This window comes from Aurantimonas sp. (assembly GCF_964217435.1).
Taxonomy (GTDB): domain Bacteria; phylum Pseudomonadota; class Alphaproteobacteria; order Rhizobiales; family Rhizobiaceae; genus Aurantimonas; species Aurantimonas coralicida.
This window is the reverse complement of sequence record NZ_CAXPJM010000011.1, coordinates 52,288-71,169: the sequence shown is the minus strand read 5'-3', so window position 1 is coordinate 71,169 and position 18,882 is coordinate 52,288. Positions and strand designations below refer to the sequence as shown.

The 18,882-nt window shown below is 67.7% G+C and carries 23 protein-coding genes; 10 read left to right on the top strand and 13 right to left on the bottom strand.

Annotation, left to right across the window (positions count from 1 at the left end; genetic code table 11):
- Positions 1-54 precede the first annotated feature (54 nt).
- Complete coding sequence (locus ACEQX1_RS06090; protein WP_024351348.1) at positions 55-336, bottom strand: acyl carrier protein; 282 nt, start codon at positions 334-336, stop codon at positions 55-57.
- Positions 337-648: 312 nt separating this feature from the next.
- Between ACEQX1_RS06090 and ACEQX1_RS06085 the strand changes: the two genes are divergently transcribed.
- From ACEQX1_RS06085 to ACEQX1_RS06070, 4 genes are all read left to right on the top strand, one after another.
- Positions 649-1,125: a MarR family winged helix-turn-helix transcriptional regulator gene (locus tag ACEQX1_RS06085; protein WP_370194686.1), complete on the top strand. Its 477-nt coding sequence runs from the start codon at positions 649-651 to the stop codon at positions 1,123-1,125.
- A 75-nt stretch (positions 1,126-1,200) separates the two neighbouring features.
- Positions 1,201-2,217: a tRNA dihydrouridine(20/20a) synthase DusA gene (gene dusA, locus ACEQX1_RS06080; protein ID WP_370194688.1), complete on the top strand. Its 1,017-nt coding sequence runs from the start codon at positions 1,201-1,203 to the stop codon at positions 2,215-2,217.
- 52 nt (positions 2,218-2,269) lie between these two features.
- Complete coding sequence (locus tag ACEQX1_RS06075) at positions 2,270-3,682, top strand: aldehyde dehydrogenase family protein (RefSeq protein WP_370194689.1); 1,413 nt, start codon at positions 2,270-2,272, stop codon at positions 3,680-3,682.
- A 90-nt stretch (positions 3,683-3,772) separates the two neighbouring features.
- The gene (locus ACEQX1_RS06070) at positions 3,773-4,597 is read left to right on the top strand and encodes a sulfite exporter TauE/SafE family protein (RefSeq protein WP_009210052.1); all 825 of its coding nucleotides are present in this window, start codon (positions 3,773-3,775) and stop codon (positions 4,595-4,597) included.
- Between the two features lie 9 nt (positions 4,598-4,606).
- Here the strand turns inward: ACEQX1_RS06070 and ACEQX1_RS06065 are convergent, their stop codons facing one another.
- The 3 genes from ACEQX1_RS06065 to ACEQX1_RS06055 form a co-directional block, all read right to left on the bottom strand.
- On the bottom strand, positions 4,607-5,317 hold the full coding sequence (locus tag ACEQX1_RS06065) for a TIGR02281 family clan AA aspartic protease (protein WP_370196615.1): 711 nt from the start codon (positions 5,315-5,317) through the stop codon (positions 4,607-4,609).
- On the bottom strand, positions 5,310-5,555 hold the full coding sequence (locus tag ACEQX1_RS06060) for a DUF1289 domain-containing protein (protein ID WP_370192543.1): 246 nt from the start codon (positions 5,553-5,555) through the stop codon (positions 5,310-5,312). The genes ACEQX1_RS06065 and ACEQX1_RS06060 overlap by 8 nt, the downstream gene beginning before the upstream one ends.
- A gap of 148 nt (positions 5,556-5,703) precedes the next feature.
- Positions 5,704-7,209: a HAMP domain-containing sensor histidine kinase gene (locus ACEQX1_RS06055; RefSeq protein WP_187390614.1), complete on the bottom strand. Its 1,506-nt coding sequence runs from the start codon at positions 7,207-7,209 to the stop codon at positions 5,704-5,706.
- Positions 7,210-7,438: 229 nt separating this feature from the next.
- Between ACEQX1_RS06055 and ACEQX1_RS06050 the strand changes: the two genes are divergently transcribed.
- From ACEQX1_RS06050 to ACEQX1_RS06040, 3 genes are all read left to right on the top strand, one after another.
- Positions 7,439-8,050 carry a glutathione S-transferase gene (locus tag ACEQX1_RS06050; RefSeq protein WP_370196614.1) on the top strand — a complete coding sequence of 204 codons (612 nt, stop codon included), beginning with the start codon at positions 7,439-7,441 and terminating at the stop codon, positions 8,048-8,050.
- 7 nt (positions 8,051-8,057) lie between these two features.
- Entirely contained in the window at positions 8,058-8,687 is a 630-nt protein-coding gene (locus tag ACEQX1_RS06045) for a uracil-DNA glycosylase family protein (protein ID WP_370192539.1), read from the top strand.
- A gap of 80 nt (positions 8,688-8,767) precedes the next feature.
- The gene (locus ACEQX1_RS06040; RefSeq protein WP_009210047.1) at positions 8,768-9,253 is read left to right on the top strand and encodes an Lrp/AsnC family transcriptional regulator; all 486 of its coding nucleotides are present in this window, start codon (positions 8,768-8,770) and stop codon (positions 9,251-9,253) included.
- Positions 9,254-9,338: 85 nt separating this feature from the next.
- On the opposite strand, the gene ACEQX1_RS06035 is transcribed toward ACEQX1_RS06040, so the two are convergent.
- The 3 genes from ACEQX1_RS06035 to ACEQX1_RS06025 all read right to left on the bottom strand — a co-directional run bounded on the left by ACEQX1_RS06035 (position 9,339) and on the right by ACEQX1_RS06025 (position 11,813).
- On the bottom strand, positions 9,339-10,208 hold the full coding sequence (locus ACEQX1_RS06035; RefSeq protein WP_370192537.1) for an NAD(P)-dependent oxidoreductase: 870 nt from the start codon (positions 10,206-10,208) through the stop codon (positions 9,339-9,341).
- 91 nt (positions 10,209-10,299) lie between these two features.
- Positions 10,300-11,106, bottom strand: coding sequence for an ABC transporter permease (locus ACEQX1_RS06030; protein WP_370192535.1), 807 nt, complete (start codon positions 11,104-11,106; stop codon positions 10,300-10,302).
- The gene (locus ACEQX1_RS06025) at positions 11,103-11,813 is read right to left on the bottom strand and encodes an ABC transporter permease (RefSeq protein WP_370192533.1); all 711 of its coding nucleotides are present in this window, start codon (positions 11,811-11,813) and stop codon (positions 11,103-11,105) included. The genes ACEQX1_RS06030 and ACEQX1_RS06025 overlap by 4 nt, the downstream gene beginning before the upstream one ends.
- Positions 11,814-11,930: 117 nt before the next feature.
- Between ACEQX1_RS06025 and ACEQX1_RS06020 the strand changes: the two genes are divergently transcribed.
- Entirely contained in the window at positions 11,931-12,899 is a 969-nt protein-coding gene (locus ACEQX1_RS06020; protein WP_370196613.1) for an MBL fold metallo-hydrolase, read from the top strand.
- 75 nt (positions 12,900-12,974) lie between these two features.
- Here the strand turns inward: ACEQX1_RS06020 and ACEQX1_RS06015 are convergent, their stop codons facing one another.
- The 4 genes from ACEQX1_RS06015 to ACEQX1_RS06000 all read right to left on the bottom strand — a co-directional run bounded on the left by ACEQX1_RS06015 (position 12,975) and on the right by ACEQX1_RS06000 (position 16,498).
- Entirely contained in the window at positions 12,975-13,772 is a 798-nt protein-coding gene (locus tag ACEQX1_RS06015; RefSeq protein ID WP_370193310.1) for an ABC transporter substrate-binding protein, read from the bottom strand.
- A 138-nt stretch (positions 13,773-13,910) separates the two neighbouring features.
- Positions 13,911-15,176, bottom strand: a complete 1,266-nt coding sequence (locus ACEQX1_RS06010) for a multidrug effflux MFS transporter (RefSeq protein ID WP_370196612.1) — start codon at positions 15,174-15,176, stop codon at positions 13,911-13,913.
- The gene (locus ACEQX1_RS06005) at positions 15,176-16,069 is read right to left on the bottom strand and encodes a DMT family transporter (RefSeq protein WP_370193308.1); all 894 of its coding nucleotides are present in this window, start codon (positions 16,067-16,069) and stop codon (positions 15,176-15,178) included. Before ACEQX1_RS06005 ends, ACEQX1_RS06010 begins: the two co-directional genes overlap by 1 nt.
- Positions 16,070-16,171: 102 nt before the next feature.
- Positions 16,172-16,498 carry a hypothetical protein gene (locus ACEQX1_RS06000; protein WP_370193307.1) on the bottom strand — a complete coding sequence of 109 codons (327 nt, stop codon included), beginning with the start codon at positions 16,496-16,498 and terminating at the stop codon, positions 16,172-16,174.
- Positions 16,499-16,538: 40 nt separating this feature from the next.
- Between ACEQX1_RS06000 and ACEQX1_RS05995 the strand changes: the two genes are divergently transcribed.
- Positions 16,539-16,793, top strand: coding sequence for a hypothetical protein (locus ACEQX1_RS05995; RefSeq protein WP_370193306.1), 255 nt, complete (start codon positions 16,539-16,541; stop codon positions 16,791-16,793).
- A gap of 38 nt (positions 16,794-16,831) precedes the next feature.
- Here the strand turns inward: ACEQX1_RS05995 and ACEQX1_RS05990 are convergent, their stop codons facing one another.
- Both ACEQX1_RS05990 and moaA read right to left on the bottom strand, forming a co-directional pair.
- Positions 16,832-17,311 carry a hypothetical protein gene (locus ACEQX1_RS05990; RefSeq protein WP_370196611.1) on the bottom strand — a complete coding sequence of 160 codons (480 nt, stop codon included), beginning with the start codon at positions 17,309-17,311 and terminating at the stop codon, positions 16,832-16,834.
- Between the two features lie 2 nt (positions 17,312-17,313).
- On the bottom strand, positions 17,314-18,303 hold the full coding sequence (moaA, locus tag ACEQX1_RS05985) for a GTP 3',8-cyclase MoaA (protein ID WP_024351327.1): 990 nt from the start codon (positions 18,301-18,303) through the stop codon (positions 17,314-17,316).
- A 209-nt stretch (positions 18,304-18,512) separates the two neighbouring features.
- Between moaA and ACEQX1_RS05980 the strand changes: the two genes are divergently transcribed.
- Entirely contained in the window at positions 18,513-18,878 is a 366-nt protein-coding gene (locus ACEQX1_RS05980) for a gamma-butyrobetaine hydroxylase-like domain-containing protein (RefSeq protein ID WP_188076204.1), read from the top strand.
- The last annotated feature ends 4 nt before the right edge of the window (positions 18,879-18,882 follow it).

Sequence of the window (18,882 nt, the reverse complement as noted above, 5' to 3'; positions counted from 1 at the left end):
TCGGTTCCCGAGGGCCTCCCGCTGGCGAACGGCGCCGGGCGCCGTTCCGCTGTGTCAGCCGGCCTTGGCGGCGCGCAGTTCGTCAATCTTGGCGCAGAGGTTCTTCAGGACGAAGTATTCCTCGGTCGGCGCCTCGCCGTCATTGACCGCCTGGGTCCATTTCTCGAGCGGGATCTTGATGCCGAATTCCTTGTCGATCGCGAAGACGATGTCGAGGAAGTCGAGCGAATCGATGCCCAGATCGTCGATCGTGTGGCTTTCCGGCGTGATCTCGGCGCGGTCGATCTCGCTGGTCTCGGCGATGATATCCGCGACCCGGTCGAAGGTAGAAGACAATGAATTATCCTTGTCATGTCTGGAAGAGCGATTTGGGCGCGAAGCTATAGGGAATTCGCCCGAAAAAGCAAAGCGAGGACTGTGGTGATGCCTTGGCCGACGCGCTTGCGGCGCGTCGCCGGCGGCCCTCGTGGCGCCTTCCTGTGGCAAAGGCATGGCGAATAGCGGTCGGTGGTCGGGAACGCAGGGCGCTCATGTGACGTTCACAGGACAAGACCGGATCAGTTTCCAACGATTGGCGGTGCAAGTGTCGGCACGGCAATCGCCACGGCTGTTTCCCCGCGACCCCTCCGGCCACCGGGAACAAGAACGATGACCGCGCGCCAGATCACGGCAAGAAAATCCCGGTCGGCCGACCGCCGGTCCGACCTGTTCCTGACCAGTCGCCTGATCCGTGCGGCCACGGTTCTGGGCCGCGTCGCCGCCCAGGTCCACAAGAGGGAGCACCGGCTGTCGGCCCCCGAATTCACCGTGCTGGTCATCCTTGGCAGTGCCGACGGCGAGACGGTGACGTCGTCGCATATCGTCGAGGCCACCGAGATGGACAAGACCAAGGTCAGCCGCGCCGTCTCCGCCCTCGACGAGCGGGGCTGGCTGCACCGCACCCGTGCGACCGCCGACCGGCGCTTCGAATATCTCGCCCTGACGGCGGAGGGCTCCAGGGTCTATGCCGAGCTGATGCCCAAGGTGGAAAAGGCCGAGAGCAACGTGCTGGCACTGCTGACCGCCGAGGAGCGCGACGGGCTGGAACGCGGCCTCGACGGCCTCGACCGCGCCTTCGGCCAGTAGCGCGCGGCGGGTTTGACCGGCCTTCTCGACGCCCCGGTGCTTGGCAGCGGGGCGCCAAATGGCTACCTCTCCGCGATGCAGACGTCTTCATCCCCTTCCGCCGCCCGGTCGCGCCGCTTCGCCGTGGCCCCGATGATCGACTGGACCGACCGGCATTGCCGGTTCTTCCATCGGCAGCTCACCCGGCATGCGCTGCTCTATACCGAGATGGTCGTCGCCGACGCGATCCTGCATGGCGACCGCGACCGGCTGCTCGGCCATGACGCGGTCGAGAACCCGGTGGCCCTGCAGATCGGCGGCTCGGAGCCGCAGAAGCTGGCGGAAGCCTGCCGGATCGCGGCGGATTTCGGCTATGACGAGATCAATCTGAATGTCGGCTGCCCCTCCGACCGGGTGCAGTCCGGGGCGTTCGGTGCCTGCCTGATGCGCGAGCCCGACCTCGTCGGCCGCTGCCTCGCGGCCATGGCCGAGGCAAGCGACGTGCCGGTGACGGTGAAGTGCCGGATCGGCGTCGACGAGCAGGATCCGGAGCCGGCGCTCGACGATCTTGCCGACGCCGCGGTTGCCGCCGGCGTGACCACGATCTGGGTCCATGCGCGAAAAGCCTGGCTGCAGGGGCTGAGCCCGAAGGAAAACCGGGACATCCCGCCGCTCGACTACGACCGCGTCCACCGCTTGAAGCAGCGGCTGCCGGAGGCGTTCGTCGGCCTCAATGGCGGGCTGACGACGCTGGATGCGGCCGTCGAGGAGCTCGACCGCGTCGACGGGGTGATGATGGGCCGTGCGGCCTACCAGACGCCGGACCGGCTGACCGAGGTCGATGCCCGCATCTTCGGCGCGGCGCCCCGGCCGGTGGACTATGCCGCGCTGATCGACACCATGGCGGATTACGCCGCGCGGCATCTGGAGAACGGCGGCCGGCTGGGGCAGGTGACCCGGCACATGCTCGGCCTGTTCAACGGCATGCCCGGCGCGCGGCGCTGGCGCCAGATCCTGTCGGACGGCGCGGTGCGCCCGGACGCCGGACCGCAGCTGCTGCGCGAGGCCTTCGCCGCCGTGCGGCTGGATGGCGACAAGCGCCACGCCGCCTGACACCGGCGACCGCGCCGATGACGATCACCCGACAGCACGAACGGATCGCGCCATGAACGACGACACTCTGCAGGCGCGGTTCGACCGCCAGCATGCGGCCTCGCGCAGCCAGCCGGCACCGGATGCCGTTGCACGCCGCGACGCGCTCGCGCGTCTGCGCCGGCTGATCGTCGGCAATGTCGATGCCATCGCCGCGGCGATCTCCGCCGATTTCGGCCAGCGCTCGAAGACCGAGACCGAACTCCTCGAGGTCGGCCCGACCCTCAATGCCATCCGCCACGCCTCCAAGTCGCTTGCCGGATGGATGAAGCCGCAGCGCCGCGGCATCGACATCACCTTCCAGCCGGGCCGGGCCTGGGTGCGCCACGAGCCGCTCGGCGTCGTCGGCATCATGGCGCCCTGGAACTATCCGCTGATCCTGACGCTGGCGCCGCTGGCCGACGCGCTGGCGGCCGGCAACCGCGCCATGCTGAAGCCGTCGGAACTGACGCCGCGCTTCTCCGAACTGCTGCAGCGCCTGGTCGCCGAGCATTTCGCCGCCGACCAGGTGACGGTCGTCGTCGGCGACGTGCCGGTCGCCAAGGCGTTCTCGGCGCTGCCCTTCGACCATCTGCTGTTCACCGGCTCGACCCATGTCGGCCGCGAGGTGATGCGCGCGGCGGCCGAGAATCTGACACCGGTGACGCTGGAACTCGGCGGCAAGTCGCCGGCGATCATCTGCCCGGACTATTCCGTCGACGCGGCGGCGCGGTCGATCGCCTTCGGCAAATGGCTGAATGCCGGCCAGACCTGCATCGCGCCGGACTACGTACTTGTGCCCGCGACATCTCTCGACGCCTTCGTTGCCGCAGCGATGGCGCAAGCGCGATCCGCCTATCCGGAACCGGCGGCGAATGCCGACTACACCAGCATCATCAGCGAGCGGCACCATGCCCGTCTGGCAGCCGCGCTGGCGGAGGCCGAGGTCGCCGGCGCCACCGTGCATCGCCATTCCGACACGGTGGCGAGCGAAACGGGGGAGGGCGCGGCACGGATGGCACCCGCCATCGTCGTCGGCGCCCCCGAGGACAGTGTCCTGATGCGCGAGGAGATCTTCGGCCCAATCCTGCCGGTCGTGGCCTATCGCGATCTCGACGAGGCGCTGGCGATCGTCAATTCGCGCGAGCGGCCGCTGGCGCTCTATTGCTTCACCGGCGACAAGCGGACGGAGACGCGGGTCCTCGACGGGGCGATTTCCGGCGGCGTGACCGTGAACGGCACGCTCCTGCACATCGCCCAGGACAATCTGCCCTTCGGCGGGATCGGCCTGAGCGGCATGGGCGCCTATCACGGGCGCGACGGCTTCCTGCGCTTCAGCCATGCCCGGGCGGTCTACAAGGTCGGGGCGATAAACGTCTTCGAGCGGCTCGGCCCGCCCTGGGGCCGGGCGGCCCGCATGGTGTCGCAGCTGATGCTGCGGCGCTGATCTCCCGCCGAACCTCGGCGTAGCCGCGCCGGTTTTTCCGCGGTGCAACATAACGGATGCATTCGCGACTGTTCCCCCCTATGAGGAACCATGCAGCCGATCGAAGCGTCCGCTCTGATTCCCTACCTCCTGCCGCTCTTCGGAGCGGCTGCGGCCGCGGGCTTCCTCGCCGGCCTGTTCGGCATCGGCGGCGGCGCGATCTTCGTGCCGGTGCTCTACCAGACCTTCGAGGAACTCGGCGTCAGCCACGAAGTCTCGATGCATCTGGCCATCGGCTCGTCCCTGGCGATCATCGTGCCGACCTCGATCCGCTCGCTGGTCTCGCACTGGCGGCGCGGCGTCGTCGACTGGCGGCTCCTGAAGGAATGGGTCGTGGCGATCCCGCTCGGGGCGATCGCGGGGGCCATGGTCGCCGCGGCGGCCTCTTCGGGCGAGTTACGCGGCATTTTCGCGGCGCTGGCCCTGGTGCTCGGGCTGAAGCTGGTCTTCGGCAAGGTGCCGATGTCCTTCGGCAAGCAGTTGCCTGGCCTTGCCGGTCGCTCGGTCGCCGGCTTCCTGATCGGCCTCTTGTCCTCGTTGATGGGCATCGGCGGCGGTGTCCTGAACAACACCTTCATGACGCTCTACAACCGGCCGATGATCGAGGCGGTGGCCACCAGCGCCGGCGTCGGCGTGCTGATCTCGGTTCCCGGCCTGCTCTCCTACGCCATCGGCGGCTGGGGCGATCCGCTGCTGCCGGCCTACAGCATCGGCTTCGTCAGCCTGGCGGCGGTGCTCCTGATCGCGCCGGCCTCGATCCTGGCGGTGCCGCTGGGCGCCGCGCTGGCCCACCGGCTGACCCGCCGCCAGCTCGAGCTCGGCTTCGGCGCGTTTCTTCTGATCGTCGCCGCGCGCTTCGCCTATTCGCTGCTCTGAGACAGTCGTTCAGTCGGTCAGGATTAGCCGGTCGCCGCGAAAGTCGAAGGAGGTGAGGGTGTTGAGAAAGCTCATGCCGAGCAGTGCGACGCCGAGGCCGTCGCTCTCCGTCACCGCGGCCGTCACGCCGTGCCGCACGATGTCGCCGACCCGCACCTCGTCGAGCCGCACCGGCGCCGCGCCGACGACGCCATTGGCCGTCATCACCTGCTGCGAATAGCGCAGTCGCGTCGTGTCGATGCCGACGGATTCGGCCGTCGAGCGGTCGAGCGCGATCATCGAGGCACCGGTATCGACCATGAACGAGATGGGCTTGCCGTCGATCTCGCCGTCGAGATGGAAATGGTCGTCGGCGCCGCGCAGCGACATGAAGCGGCTGCCCTCGGTGCCGTCGCCGAGCGAAACCAGTGTGCCGGGCACGAGGACGGCGACGACACGGTCCTTCAGGGCCGAGAGTTCCGGCGCAAAGCCATAGGCGGCGATCAGCACGAGGAAGGCGAGGCCCCAGATCGCCGCGCCCTTGAGCGCGCCGGCGAGGTTGGTTCGCAGGAACAGGATCGCGCCGGAAGCCAGCGCCAGCCCCCAGACGCCGTAATAGGCGAGGCTGGCGAACTGGTTGTCCGGCAGGCCGGCAATGGTGCCGTCCTGGTTGAGGACGAGGGCCAGGCACGCCACGCCGAGAATGGCGAGGATGATCCAGAGGAGGCTGCCTCTACGCATCGTCCGCTCCTTGCGCTTCGGCCCGTTCGCGTTCCAGCCGCCGTCGCCTGGTTTCGCGCCGGGCCGGGCGCTCGATCGTCGCCATGCGGGCCGGCAGGGTGTCCATCACGGCGCGGCGCTGTTCGGGGGAGAAGGCGATCCACGCGCCGATCTCTTCGCCCGTGCGGCCGCAACCGAAGCAATAGCCGGACCGGGGATCGATCGCGCACAGGGAGATGCAGGGGCTTTCGATGCTCATGGGTCCGCGGCGCGTCGGTGTCACAATCGGGGCGTCGGCGGGCGTCGTCGCACCGCGTTTCATGACCCGGATATGGCCTTTCGGGCCGTGACCTACAAGCGCGCCGCGTCGTTGCGTCCGGCTGGAAATCCGCCACGGTGCCGAGGCGTCAGGCGTATTCGTCGAGGGCCGGCATGACTTCCAGGACGCGGGAATTGGGGAAGATCGCGATCGCCTCGGTGCCCTCGCGCAGCCGCGAGCGCAGCTCGAACGAGCCGTCATGCATCTTCATCAGCGCCTGGACGATCGGCAGGCCGAGGCCGGTGCCCTGTTCGGCGCTCTTGATGGCGATGGAGCCCTGGCCGAAGGACGACAGGACGATCGGGATCTCCTCCTCGGGGATGCCCGGACCATTGTCCTTGACCGCCAGATACTGGCCGCCGCCGGCGGTCCAGCCGACGCGCAGGGTGATCTCGCCGCCGCGCGGGGTGAACTTCACCGCGTTCGACAGGAGGTTGAGGATGATCTGGCGCAGCGAGCGCTCGTCGGCCCACATGGCCGGCAGGCCGGCTTCGAACTCGGCGCCGATGACCAGGTCCTTGGCTTCCGCCTTCACCCGGACATAGCCGAGGCAGTCGCGGGCGATGGCGACGATGTCGACGGCTTCCTCGCTGAGGGCATAGCGCCCGGCCTCGACCCGCGACAGGTCGAGGATCTCGTTGATCAGGCCGAGCAGATGCTGCCCCGAGGCATGGATGTCGGCGATGTAGTCCTTGTAGGATTCGTTGCCGATGGGGCCAAGGATCTCGTTGCTCATCACTTCGGAGAAGCCGAGAATGGCGTTCAGCGGCGTGCGCAGCTCGTGGCTCATCGTCGCCAGGAAGCGCGACTTGGCGAGGTTGGCCTCTTCGGCCCGGCTGCGGGCCTCGTCGGACATGATCTTCGCCATTTCCAGCTCGGCGATCAGCTCGTCCTTCTCGCTCTGGTGCTTCAGCCGGGCGATGCTGGCGCGGCGCAGCATCTCGGCAACGAAGGCGAAGAACGGCACGGCGCCGATCAGGACACCGTACATCGCCGAGGCCATGGGCTGGGCCGTGGTGACGATGCCGTAGCCGAGCACCAGGATGGTCGGCAGGAAGGTGAGCGGGACGACGGCGCGCAGCGTCGAGGACACCATGGCGATCATCGCGATGGCGAGGAAGATCACCGTGAACTGGAAGAGCTCGAAGCGCAGCGGTTGGCATTCGGCGCAGGCCAGCGTCGCCAGATACGCCCAGGACAGGCCGGCCGCCACATGGCCGGCAAGGAAGATCCGCGACCAGCGGGTGATGCCGGCGCGCGTCAGGTTGTCGGCCGGAAACCGCCGCGACACGACGACCAGGGCGAAATGGCCGAGCAGGGCGAAGCCGGTCCACAGGATCGCCGGCAGCGGACCGGTGAAGATCGAAAGGCCGAATCCGGTGAGGATGACCGGCAGGGGCAGGACGATCGCCGCCGCCTGGATCGCCGCGGCATGCTGGACCAGGAGCTCGCGTTCGAAGTTCGGCTGCAGCCCGCCACGCGCCGACAGACGTTCCCGCGCGGCCTTCAGCGTCCGGGTCAGGTCGCCATTGCGGGCGGCCCGTCGTCTGGCGATGACCGTGTGGTCGTAGGAGTGGGGAGCTGCGATTGTCATGAACGCGATCGATCGCCTGCATACGCTTGCCGGAGCGCCCATGATGTTTCGAGGAGATTAAGAAACTCTCTTAAGGATTCCCGAAATGTCGAGTTTGTCTGGGGAAAAGCGCCGGCGCGGACCCGCCGCCGCAGGGCGCCGTCGCCCCCATGGCGGGGGATGCGGGCTTGCCGCCGGACGGGCGCGTGCCTAATGCTCGGGGTGAAAAAAAAGTGGGAGGATCTCTACGATGAAGCTGTTCGACGGTGGCCGCGCGCCCAATCCGCGCCGGGTGCGGATCTTCCTGGCCGAGAAGGGCCTGTCGGTGCCGACCGAGGCGGTGGACATGGCCAAGCTCGGCCATCGGTCCGAGGAGATCAGCCGCCGCAATCCGCTGCAGCGGCTTCCTGTCCTTGAACTCGACGACGGCACGATCCTGACCGAATCCGTCGCCATCTGCCGCTATTTCGAGGAACTGCATCCCGAGCCGGCGCTGTTCGGCACCGGCGCTCTCGGCCGCGCCCTGGTGGAGATGTGGAACCGCCGCATCGAGCTCGGCTTCTACGCCTGCGTCGCCGCCGCCTTCCGCCACACCCATCCGGCGATGGCCGAATGGGAAGTGCCGCAGATCGCCGAATGGGGCGCGGCGAACCGCCCCAAGGCGCTCGACTTCCTGGCCCTTCTCGACCAGCATCTCGCCGACAACCGCTTCGCCGCAGGCGCCGACTACAGCATCGCCGACATTACCGGCCTCGTCGCCATGGACTTCATGAAACCGGCGAAGATCGACCTGCCGGACAACCTTTCCAACGTCGCGCGCTGGTACGCCGAGATCTCGGCACGGCCCAGCGCGACGGCCTGACGTCACCTTGACGTCGGCAGCGGCCGAGAACCCGGCGGCGCTCTACGACACGATCCGCGCCTGCCGGATCTGCCGCGACGCGCCGGTCGGGCCGCCGCTGCCGGTCACGCCCAATCCGGTGCTCACTCTTTCCGGCACGGCCCGGCTGCTGATCGCCGGCCAGGCGCCCGGCAACCTCGCCGACCGCTCGACGACGCCGTTCAACGATCCGTCGGGCGTCCGCCTGCGCGACTGGCTGGGGCTGTCGCCGGAGGTCTTCTACGATCGCGCGCGGGTGGCGATCCTGCCCATGGGCTTCTGCTTTCCCGGCACGGATCCGAAGGGCGGCGACCGCCCGCCGCGCATCGAATGCCGCGCCACGTGGCACGACCGGGCGATGGCGGCTATGCCGCAGATCGAGCTGATCCTGGCGATCGGCCAGCATGCCCAGCGCTTCCACATCGCCTCCGGCGCCGGGCGGACCCTGACCGAGACGGTGGCGAACTGGCGGACGATCCTCGCCGGGGGCGGGCGCTTTGCTCCCGTCCTGCCGCTGCCGCATCCGTCCTGGCGCAACAGCGGTTGGCTGAAGCGCCACCCCTGGTTCGGCGAGGAATTGCTGCCGGAACTGCGCGGGCGCGTCGGTGAGCTTGTCTGAGCGGGCGATTGTTCGGCCACCCTACCGATTTGCCGCCGGCTCCTGTAATCCTCTGGCGCAAGGACAGGAGTGACACGTCGATGGACCGGTTGGACAAGAAGATACTGAGACTGCTGCAGGAAGACGCGACGCTGGCGGTGGCCGACGTCGCCAAGCGCGTCGGCCTGTCGACCACGCCGTGCTGGCGCCGCATCCAGAAGCTGGAGGAGGAGGGGGTCATCCGCCGCCGCGTGGCGATCCTCGACCCGGTCAAGGTGAATGCCCGCGTCACCGTCTTCGTCTCGATCCGCACCAATTCCCATTCCAACGAATGGCTGAAGCGCTTCTCCGAGGTGATCGGCGAGTTTCCTGAAGTGATGGAATTCTACCGCATGAGCGGCGACGTGGATTACCTGCTGCGCGTCGTCGTGCCGGACATCGCCGCCTATGACGCCTTCTATCAGCGCATGATCTCGAAGATCGAGATCCGCGACGTGTCCTCGTCCTTCGCCATGGAGCAGATCAAGTACACGACGCAGATGCCGCTGGACTACATGGTCCTCGACAAGGAACCGCGCGAGACCTGAACCGGCGATCGGTGCGCGATATCAATAGCTTGGCGGCCAGACTGGAATCGATCTGGCCGCCACTTCATGCAGCAGGTGAAGCGGCTCAGCGCTCCAGGCGGGCGAGCAGTGCCGAAGTGTCCCAGCGCTTGCCGCCCATCGCCTCGACCTCGGCATAGAACTGGTCGACCAGCGCGGTGACCGGCAGGGTGGCGCCGTTGCGCTTGGCCTCGGCGAGGCAGATGCCGAGATCCTTGCGCATCCATTCGATGGCGAAGCCGTGCTCGTACTCGCCGGCATTCATGGTCTTGTGGCGGTTCTCCATCTGCCAGGAGCCCGCGGCGCCCTTGGAGATCACGCTGACGACGTTCTCGATGTCGAGGCCGGACTTCTTGCCGAAGGCGATCGCCTCTGACAGGCCCTGAACGAGACCAGCGATGCAGATCTGGTTCATCATCTTGGTGAGTTGACCGGCGCCGGCCGGGCCCATCAGGCCGACCATCTTGGCATAGGCGTCGATGACCGGCTTGGCCGCATCGAAATCCGCCTGTTCGCCGCCGCACATCACGGTGAGGGCGCCGTTCTCGGCGCCGGCCTGGCCGCCCGAGACGGGCGCGTCGATGAACTTGAAGCCCTTGGCGCTGGCCGCTTCCGCCAGCTCGCGGGCGAGCTCCGCCGAGGCGGTGGTGTTGTCGATCAGCATGGCGCCGGCCTTCATGCCGGCAAAGGCGCCGTCGTTGCCGTAGATCACCGAGCGCACATCGTCGTCATTGCCGACGCAGCAGAACACGAAGTCGGCGTCCTTGGCGGCTTCGCGCGGCGTCGCGGCATGGGCGCCGCCATGCTCATCGGCCCATTTCTGCGCCTTGGCGGCGGACCGGTTGAAGACGGTCACGTCGTGGCCGCCCTTTGCCTTGAGATGTCCGGCCATCGGATATCCCATGACGCCGAGACCGATGAATGCAACTTTCGCCATGTTCTCACTCCCCCAATATGTCGTTCTGCGATGCGAGTGACCTTGTCCGGTCGCCTCGCGTTTCAATCCGGTGGCCGATCCGGCTCCTAAGCTAGCGCTTCAGATGCCGGGTCAGCCGCCGCTCGATGAAGTTGGTCGCGTGTCTCAGCCCCTCGACGATGGCGAGATACAGCACCGCCGCCCAGACATAGGTCTGGAAGTCGAAGGTGCGCGAATAGGCCTGCCGCGTCTCGCCGAAGAGATCGTAGACGGTGATGATCGCCACGATCGCCGAGGCCTTGATCATCAGGATGATCTCGTTGGCATAGGGCCTCAGCGCCACGATCATCGCCTGGGGCAGGATCACCTTGAAGAAGATCACCACCCGCGGCATGCCCAGCGACCGGGCGCCCTCCCACTGGCCGGTCGGCACGCTCTGGATGGCGCCGCGCAGGATCTCGGCCTGATAGGCCGCCGTGTTGAGGGTCAGCGAGAACAGCGCGCAGTACCAGGCCTCGCGGAAGAACCACCACAGGCCGACCGTCTCGAAGGCGCCGCGGAACTGGCCGAAGCCGTAATAGACGAGGAAGATCTGGGCGATCAGCGGCGTGCCGCGGAAGAAATAGACGAAGACGAAGGCGAGGGTGCGCGCCACCGGGTTGGCCGACATGCGGCCGAGCGCCACCGGCAGGGACACGGCGGCCCCGCAGACGAAGGAGCCGACGACCAGCGTGACGGTGATCCACAGGCCCGACAGGTAGGACGGGCCGAAGCGCGTGAACAAGGTCGGATCGAAGCCGCGGATGATGTAGATCGCCAGCCCGATGGAGATGGCGATCCAGATGCCGATCGCGATCAGCCCGCCGATCTTCGGCTTCGGCTTGACCACCGGCGGCGCGGCCATTGCGGCATTGCTCATTTCGCCACGTCCCCGCGCTTCGTCCAGCGGTCGATGCCGCCGATGGCGATCGAGGACAGCATGGTGAGCACCAGGTAGAGCACGATCGCCACGCCGAAGAAGTAGAACGGCTCGCGCGTCACGCGCGCCGCGATGCCGGTCTGGCGCATGATGTCGGCAAGCCCGATGACCGAGACCAGCGCCGTGTCCTTCAGGAGGTTCATCCACAGATTGGCGAGGCCCGGCAGGGCGATGCGGATGATCTGCGGCAGGATGACGAGAATCATGATCCGCGCCGGACCGAGGCCGAGCGCCGCGGCGCCCTCGCGCTGACCGGGGGGAATCGCCCGGAAGGCCGACAGGAAGACCTCGCTGGCGAAGGCCGAGAAGACGAAGCCCAGCGCGATCATGCCGGACACGAAGCTCGACAGGGCGATGTCCGGCAGGCCGGTCGACTGGGTGAGGGAGCGCAGCAGGCCGTTGGCGCCGAAATACACGACAAACAGCGTCAACAGCTCCGGCAGGCCCCGGAAGATCGTCGTGTAGATGTTGGCCGACAGGTTCAGATAGCGGTCGTCGGACTGTTTCGCGAGCGACAGGAGGAAGCCGAAGACGAGGCCGATCGGCAGCGTCGCGAGGCCGAGCGAAACGGTGACGAGGACGCCCCAGGCGATGTCGTCTCCCCATCCCGTGGGGCCAAAGCCGATGAGCGTCCAGTAATGATCCATCAAAATCCATGGTTAGCCGCCACCGGCGGGATCATCAAGCCGGGCGGACACACCGTTTCATTGCATTGGCCGGACGCGGCGATATTTCCACGCTCCCAACATCAAGGAGCCTCCGCCATGCCCGTTTCCCGCCGCCACTTCGTTGCCGGGGCGCTGAGCGCCCCCGTCCTGTTGCGCCTCGGCGCGCTGCCGGCCGCCGCCAAGGCACCCACGCCGACGAGCCAGGTGCTGCCGGTCCAGCAGATTCGCGTCGGCAAGGCGATCGTCACCGCGGTCTCCGACGGCTATCTCGACCTCGACATCGCGCTTCTGTCCAATATCGAGGCGTCCGAGGCCGAACGCCTGCTCGACGAAGCCTTCAAGGGCGCCCCGCCGGTGACCACCGGCGTCAACGCCTATGTCGTGCATCTGGCCGAGCAGACGGTGCTGATCGACACCGGCGGCGCGGGCGCCTTCCCGCAGATGGGCAAGCTGCAGGATCGCCTGACGGCGGCCGGCATCCCGCCCGAGGACATCGACGCGGTGCTCCTGACCCATCTGCATCCCGACCATGTCGGCGGGCTGGTGCTCGACGGCAAGCTCGCCTTCCCGAACGCGACCGTTCATGTCCACAAGGCCGAGTACGATTTCTGGACCAGCATCGAGAACCGCGACGCGGCGCCGGATTCGGTGAAGGGCTTCTTCGACGCGGCCCGCACTGCGATGGAGGTCGCCGGCGACAAGGTGAAGACCTTCGCGGCGGCCGGCGACGTCGTGCCCGGCATCGCCGCCCGCGAGCTCTTCGGCCACACGCCCGGCCATTGCGGCTATATGATCGGCGAGGGCGCCGATGGCCTCCTGGTCTGGGGCGACATCGTCCACGCCGGCGCCATCCAGTTCGCCCGCCCGGATGTCGGCATCGCCTTCGACGGCGATCCGCAGGCGGCGATCGCCACGCGCGAGGCGCTGCTGGCGGATGTCGCGGCCAATCGCACGCGCATTGCCGGCATGCACATCGCGTTTCCCAGCATCGGCCATGTGGTCAAGGGTGCGGGCGACGCCGCCTACGCCTTCCGGCCGTCCGAATGGCAGTACGATCTGGGCTGACCGCCGGGATCGATCGCGCATGAAAAAGCCGCGGCGGGTCGCCCCGCCGCGGCTTCGCATCATTCGGGTCCGGGCTTACTCGCCGTAGACGTCGAACTCGAAATACTTCTTCTGCACCTCGTCATAGGTGCCGTTCTCGCGGATCGCGGCGATGGCGTCGTTGAACATGCCGGCCAGCTTGTCGCTGCCCTGGCGCAGGCCGATGCCGATGCCCTTGCCGTAGATCGCCGGGTCGGCCTTCAGCGTGTCGAGGAGCTTGCAGCAGGCGCCGGCGTCGCTCTTCAGCCACTCGTCCAGCACCACGACGTCATCGACCACCGCGTCGACGCGGCCGCTCTCGATGTCGAGCTTGTATTCCTCGGCGGTCGGGTACTGGCGGACGTCGGCGTCGGGGAAGTAGCTTTCCGCGGCGCGCGCATGGGTGGTCGAGGTCTGCGCGCCGATCGCCTTGCCGGCCAGGGCCTCGGCGGTGGCTTCGGTGATGTCGGAATCCTTCGGCACGGCGATGGCCGGCGGGGTCTGGTAATATTTGTTGGTGAAGGCGATCTGCTCCTCACGCTCCGGCGTGATCGACATCGAGGCGACGAGCGCGTCGAAATTGCCGTTCTGCAGCGCCGGGATGATGCCGTCCCAATCCTGGGTGACGAAGCTGCACTCGACCTTCATCTCGGCGCACAGCGCCTTGGCGATGTCGACGTCGAAGCCCTGCAGTTCGCCGGAGGCGTCGAGGAAGTTGAACGGCGGATATGCGCCTTCGGTGCCGATGACGACCTTCGACCAGTCCTTGTCGGCGTCGCTCTCCTGCGCCTGAGCGTGGCCCAGGGCGAGGGCGGCAACGGTGGCGGCAAGGGCGAGAGTTCGGGTGAGACGCATGAAAACCTCTTGTGGGTAGAGGGCATGCCCGGGCCGGTGCGGCCTGTCAGGAAGGCATGCCTGTTATGGCGCCAATGCTGGCAATTTTTGCCGGGTGAGGCAACCGCCAAGCGCTTTCGGATGAAACCATCATTGGCGTCAGCCGGCGGCGTTCACGCGCTTGGCCGACAGCGCCACGCCGAGGCCGGCAATGGCGATCCCGGTCATCAGCAGGAGCAGGCCGACGGCGCCGCCGCTGCCGGTGGCCAGAAGCGCCGCGAGGATCGAGCTGAGGGCCCCGACGCCGATCTGGCAGGCGCCGAGCATGCCTGCGGCGGCCCCGGCGGCCTGCGGCATGACGCTGACGCCGCCGGCGGTCGCCGTCGGCAGCACCAGCCCGTTGCCGAAGCCGACAAAGAGCATCGGGGCGAACAGCGTCAGCGGCGACAACAGCCCGCCGGCGATCAGCGCCAGCGACAGGCTGGTCGCGGCCAGCGAGATCACCGCGCCGGTGACCATCATGGTCTTGATGCGGAAGCGTTCCGAGAGCCGCGCAGTGGCGAAATTGCCGAGCATGTAGCCGATGGCGCAGAGCGCGAACCAGACGCTGTAGCCGGCCGGCGTCATGCCCAGCACCGTCATGGCAATGAAGGGCGCGCCGCCGAGGAAGCCGAAGAACACCGCCGAGGTGAGCGACGACGTGCCGACATAGATCCAGAAGGCCGAGGAGCCAGCGAGTTCGCCATAGGCCCGCAGCTGCGGCAGGATCGGCCGCCCGGTCTCGCTGTTGGTCTCCGACAGGTCGAAGGCGAGAAGCACGATCGTCACGATGCCGATGCCGGTCAGCAGCCAGAAGACGCTGCGCCAGCCGAAGGCGGTATCGAGGACGCCGCCGATCAGCGGCCCGATCATCGGCGCGACGGCAAGCCCCATGGTGACGTAGCCGATCATCGCGGCCGCCCGCTCGCGGCTGTAAACGTCGCGCACGATGGCCCGCGATAGCGCGATGCCGGTGGCGCTCGCCGCCTGCACGACACGGCCGACGAGGAACAGCACCACGTCATCGGCCATCAGGCAGAGCAGCGTGCCGACGAGGAACAGCACCATGCCGCCGAGAATGATCGGCCGGCGTCCGTAGCGGTCGGAGAGCGGTCCGGCGACGAGCTGGATCAGCGCCGTCGCCACCAGATAGAGCGATAGGCCGAGGCCGACCGTCGCGCCGTCGGCCGACAGATCCGCGGCGATCGAGGCCATCGACGGAATGAAGATGTTGATGGCCAGCGGCGACAGCGCCGAGGCGATCATCAGCGTGACCAGCATCGGGCGGCGCGCGGCGGCGCCCGTGAGCGGTGCGGCGGCGGGAGGCGTTCCGGCCGTCGGCAGGACCGTCGGCTCGGCGTCGTGACCGGGAGTATCCCTCAGCATCAGTGCACCTGTGTCTTGACCGGCGCGGCGACGCCCCGGACCCGTTCCCGATATAGGGTGTAAAGTCCGCTCGCCACCACGATGGCCGCGCCCAGCAGCGTCAGCGGCGAGGGCAGATCGCCGAAGACGACGAGCCCGAGGATCAGCGCGAAGACGAGGACCGCATAGCGGAAGGGCGCGACGAAGCCCATGTCGCCGATCCGCATCGCCTGGACGATGAAGATGTAGCCGACGGCGATGGACGCCGCCGCGCAGCTCAGATGGACCAGCGTCAAGGCCGGCATCGGCCGCCAGCCGCCCGCCAGCGGGATCAGCAGCCAGCCGAGCAGCGAGACGGCGATCGCGGTGATCATGGCAATGAACAGCGACGGCACCTTCGGGTCCATGCGCCGGGTCGTCAGGTCGCGAACCGCCGATGCGGCCACCGAGGCCAGCACCGCGAGGGAATAGATGGTGAAGCCGTCGGTGCCCGGGCGCACGATGACGAGGACGCCGACGAAGCCGACGGCGATCGCCGCCCAGCGCCGCCAGCCGACGGGCTCGCCGAGAAACAGCGCCGCGCCCAGCGTGACAGTCAGCGGCAGCGCCTGGAAGATCGCCGAGGCGTTGGCGATGGGCATGTGGGACAGGGCGGTGATGTAGGACAGGGTCGCGGTGATGTCGGCGATGGTGCGCACCAAGAGCCGCGGCTTCATCGCCATGGCGAGGGGGCGCAGCGCGCCCATCCGCCAGGCCAGGAGGAACAGCAGCAGCGAGGCGGCGACGCCGCGCACGGCCATGATCTGGGGCGGCGAGATGTGGTCGGCCGCCAGCTTCACGAAGGTGTCGTTGACGACGAAGCCCGCCATGGAAACGAGCATGAAAAGCGCGGCGCGGGCGTTGTCGCTGAGCAAGGGAAGCCGCCGGATCGGTTGCTGGAGAAGTGTCAGGCAGCCTTAGCGCTTTGACGGCGACCACGCGACTGCAAATGCGTCATTCCCTATGCCGAAAAGCCGTCACGTCGTTGTGATTGCAACTTTAACGATTTCTGCAAAACCGTGGAAAGTCGTGCCGGCGTAAGTCTCCGTCTCTTTGTATCCAGGAGCGTAACCTATGGCATTGATCGATCTCGTCTCACCCGGCAGTCGGCAGACGCCGCCGCCCAGCAGCCAGCCCCAGCCCAGCGAGCAGACGCCGCCGCCGGCTGAAGCGAACAGCGGTTCGGGCGCCTCGGCGTCGCCGGCCAACGGCACCTCGTCGAACGAGACCCAGTCGGCGTCGGCGAATGCCGGGACCGCCGGCACGTCGTCCTCGTCATCCGGCGCAGGCGCATCGTCCAGCAATGCAGCGGCTTCCTCGACGGCGAACCGCGACAGCGCGCCGGTGACCGGTGCGTCCGCGACCCGGGCGCTGGCCGTCGCGCCGCGGACCGCCGCCGCGATCGATCAGTTGCGCGAAGCCGCGATGGCCAATCTCGAGGCCATGCGCACGCAGAGCATGATCGACGATCTGGGGACGTCCGCGACGCAGAAGACGCTGCTGACCGAAGACGAGCCGGTCGGCGAGGCCGCGCAGCAGGCGCCGCAGGCCGTGGTCGAGACCGTCAAGGAAGCCTATCGCGAGAGCGAACGGGCCTGATCGCGAGGCGCCCGGCGACGGGCGCCTCCCTTTGCGGCTCAGTCGCGCGCGGGCCCGTCCAGCGTCATGGTGATCGGGCCGACCAGCTTGTCATAGGTCTCGCGCTCCGATTCCGGGTAGCGGATCGAGACCGAATGCACGAGATCGCCGCGGAAGATGTAGCGCTCGTAGAAGATCCGGCCGTCGCGATAGCCCGAGACGACGGCCCAGCGCTTGCCGGACCGGTCATAGGTGACCTCGTCCGTATCGGCGCGCTGCCCCACCACCGCCTGGGGCGTTTCGCCGGGTTCGCGCGGCCGGGCATAGATGAAGATCTCCGCGCCCTCCGGCGAGCTCCAGCCGAGACCGTCGCCATTGGTGGGCGCCGGCAGCTGGTTCGGAAAGGCTTCGGCGGGAAAGCTCGCCGTCGTGCCGAAGCGTTCGTTGCGATAGGTGACGTCGTCGGCGTTGGCCGGCGCGGCAGAGGTCAGCGCCGCCGCCAGGGCCAGCGCGGCAACGGACAATCGTTCAAGGCGCATCATTATCCTCCGGTCATGCTCATGTGCCGCGATACCGAGGGCTTGCTCGTGTCGCGGTCGATGATGAAGTCATGTCCCTTCGGCTTGCGGCCGATCGCCTCGTCGATGGCGTTCGACAGCAATTCGTCGCCCTCCGAGGCGCGCAGCGGCGCCCGGAGATCCGCGGCGTCTTCCTGACCCAGGCACATGAAGAGGGTGCCCGTGCAGGTGACGCGGACGCGGTTGCAGCTTTCGCAGAAATTGTGGGTCATCGGCGTGATGAAGCCGAGCCGCCCGCCGGTCTCGGCCACTTCCACGTAACGTGCCGGACCGCCCGTCTTGTAGGGGATGTCGTTCAGCGTCCAGCGCTGGGACAGATCGCGGCGCACCTGGCTGAGCGGCAGATACTGGTCGGTGCGGTCCTCGTCGATCTCGCCCAGCGGCATCGTCTCGATCAGCGTGAAGTCGATGCCCTGGCCATGGGCCCACTCGATCATGCCGGGGATCTCGTCCTCGTTGAAGCCCTTCAGGGCGACCGCATTGAGCTTGATCTTGATTCCGGCGGCCTGCGCGGCGCGAATGCCGCCCATCACCCGGTCGAGTTCGCCCCAGCGGGTGATCTGCTTGAACTTGTCGGGATCGAGCGTGTCCAGCGAGACGTTGAGGCGCTTGACCCCGCAATCGGCCAGTTCGTCGGCGAAGCGGGCGAGCTGCGAGCCGTTGGTGGTCAGGGTCAGCTCTTCGAGCGCGCCCGATTCCAGATGCCGCGACAGAGAGCGCACCAGATGCATGATGTTCTTGCGCACCAGCGGCTCGCCGCCGGTCAGCCGCAGCTTGCGCACGCCCTTGGCGATGAAGGCGCTGGACAGCCGGTCGAGCTCTTCCAGCGTCAGCAGGTCGCGCTTGGGCAGGAACGTCATGTCCTCGGCCATGCAGTAGACACAGCGAAAATCGCAGCGGTCCGTGACCGACACGCGCAGATAGGTTACTGCCCGGCCGAACGGGTCGATCATCTCCGGAAACGCGTCGGTTCGCGACCGGCCTTCGGAGACCGCGGTCTTGATGTCGGGGACGAGACTCATGAGATTGCGGCCTCGCAGGCGAGGGTGATGTGGATGTCCATGCCCGCGAATGTGGAAGCGCGGTGCGTGCGGGTCAAGCGCGACGCATCGAACAAACCATTGCCAGACAAATTGAAACACGCCCAGGAGGCGAAACTGCCATGACCGACACCGTCGCGCCGCCACAGGAAATCCGCGTCACGCCCGACCGGCGCACGCTGGTGCTCGTCCAGGCCGGCGGCGCCCGCCAGGATCTGTCGGCCGAAATGCTGCGGGTGATGTCGCCGTCGGCTGAGGTTCAGGGCCATTCGCCGGACCAGCGCAAGACCGTCGGCGGCAAGATCGACGTGGCCATCGCCTCGGTGGCGCCGGTCGGAAACTATGCCGTGCGCATCGGCTTCGACGACGGTCACGATACCGGCATCTTCAGCTGGAGCTATCTTGCTGAGCTGTTCCGCGAGAAGGACACGCGCTGGCAGGCCTATCTGGCCGAGCTCGACGCCAAGGGGCTCCGCCGCGAACGCTGAGCAG

What these genes read in the sequence shown, in the direction of transcription:
- ACEQX1_RS06085 (WP_370194686.1), top strand. Translation starts at nt 649, where the DNA reads ATGACCGCGCGCCAGATCACGGCAAGAAAATCCCGGTCGGCCGACCGC.
- dusA (WP_370194688.1), top strand. Translation starts at nt 1,201, where the DNA reads ATGCAGACGTCTTCATCCCCTTCCGCCGCCCGGTCGCGCCGCTTCGCC.
- ACEQX1_RS06075 (WP_370194689.1), top strand. Translation starts at nt 2,270, where the DNA reads ATGAACGACGACACTCTGCAGGCGCGGTTCGACCGCCAGCATGCGGCC.
- ACEQX1_RS06070 (WP_009210052.1), top strand. Translation starts at nt 3,773, where the DNA reads ATGCAGCCGATCGAAGCGTCCGCTCTGATTCCCTACCTCCTGCCGCTC.
- ACEQX1_RS06065 (WP_370196615.1), bottom strand. Translation starts at nt 5,317, where the DNA reads ATGCGTAGAGGCAGCCTCCTCTGGATCATCCTCGCCATTCTCGGCGTG.
- ACEQX1_RS06060 (WP_370192543.1), bottom strand. Translation starts at nt 5,555, where the DNA reads ATGAGCATCGAAAGCCCCTGCATCTCCCTGTGCGCGATCGATCCCCGG.
- ACEQX1_RS06055 (WP_187390614.1), bottom strand. Translation starts at nt 7,209, where the DNA reads ATGACAATCGCAGCTCCCCACTCCTACGACCACACGGTCATCGCCAGA.
- ACEQX1_RS06050 (WP_370196614.1), top strand. Translation starts at nt 7,439, where the DNA reads ATGAAGCTGTTCGACGGTGGCCGCGCGCCCAATCCGCGCCGGGTGCGG.
- ACEQX1_RS06040 (WP_009210047.1), top strand. Translation starts at nt 8,768, where the DNA reads ATGGACCGGTTGGACAAGAAGATACTGAGACTGCTGCAGGAAGACGCG.
- ACEQX1_RS06035 (WP_370192537.1), bottom strand. Translation starts at nt 10,208, where the DNA reads ATGGCGAAAGTTGCATTCATCGGTCTCGGCGTCATGGGATATCCGATG.
- ACEQX1_RS06030 (WP_370192535.1), bottom strand. Translation starts at nt 11,106, where the DNA reads ATGAGCAATGCCGCAATGGCCGCGCCGCCGGTGGTCAAGCCGAAGCCG.
- ACEQX1_RS06025 (WP_370192533.1), bottom strand. Translation starts at nt 11,813, where the DNA reads ATGGATCATTACTGGACGCTCATCGGCTTTGGCCCCACGGGATGGGGA.
- ACEQX1_RS06020 (WP_370196613.1), top strand. Translation starts at nt 11,931, where the DNA reads ATGCCCGTTTCCCGCCGCCACTTCGTTGCCGGGGCGCTGAGCGCCCCC.
- ACEQX1_RS06015 (WP_370193310.1), bottom strand. Translation starts at nt 13,772, where the DNA reads ATGCGTCTCACCCGAACTCTCGCCCTTGCCGCCACCGTTGCCGCCCTC.
- ACEQX1_RS06010 (WP_370196612.1), bottom strand. Translation starts at nt 15,176, where the DNA reads ATGCTGAGGGATACTCCCGGTCACGACGCCGAGCCGACGGTCCTGCCG.
- ACEQX1_RS05990 (WP_370196611.1), bottom strand. Translation starts at nt 17,311, where the DNA reads ATGCGCCTTGAACGATTGTCCGTTGCCGCGCTGGCCCTGGCGGCGGCG.
- moaA (WP_024351327.1), bottom strand. Translation starts at nt 18,303, where the DNA reads ATGATCGACCCGTTCGGCCGGGCAGTAACCTATCTGCGCGTGTCGGTC.
- ACEQX1_RS05980 (WP_188076204.1), top strand. Translation starts at nt 18,513, where the DNA reads ATGACCGACACCGTCGCGCCGCCACAGGAAATCCGCGTCACGCCCGAC.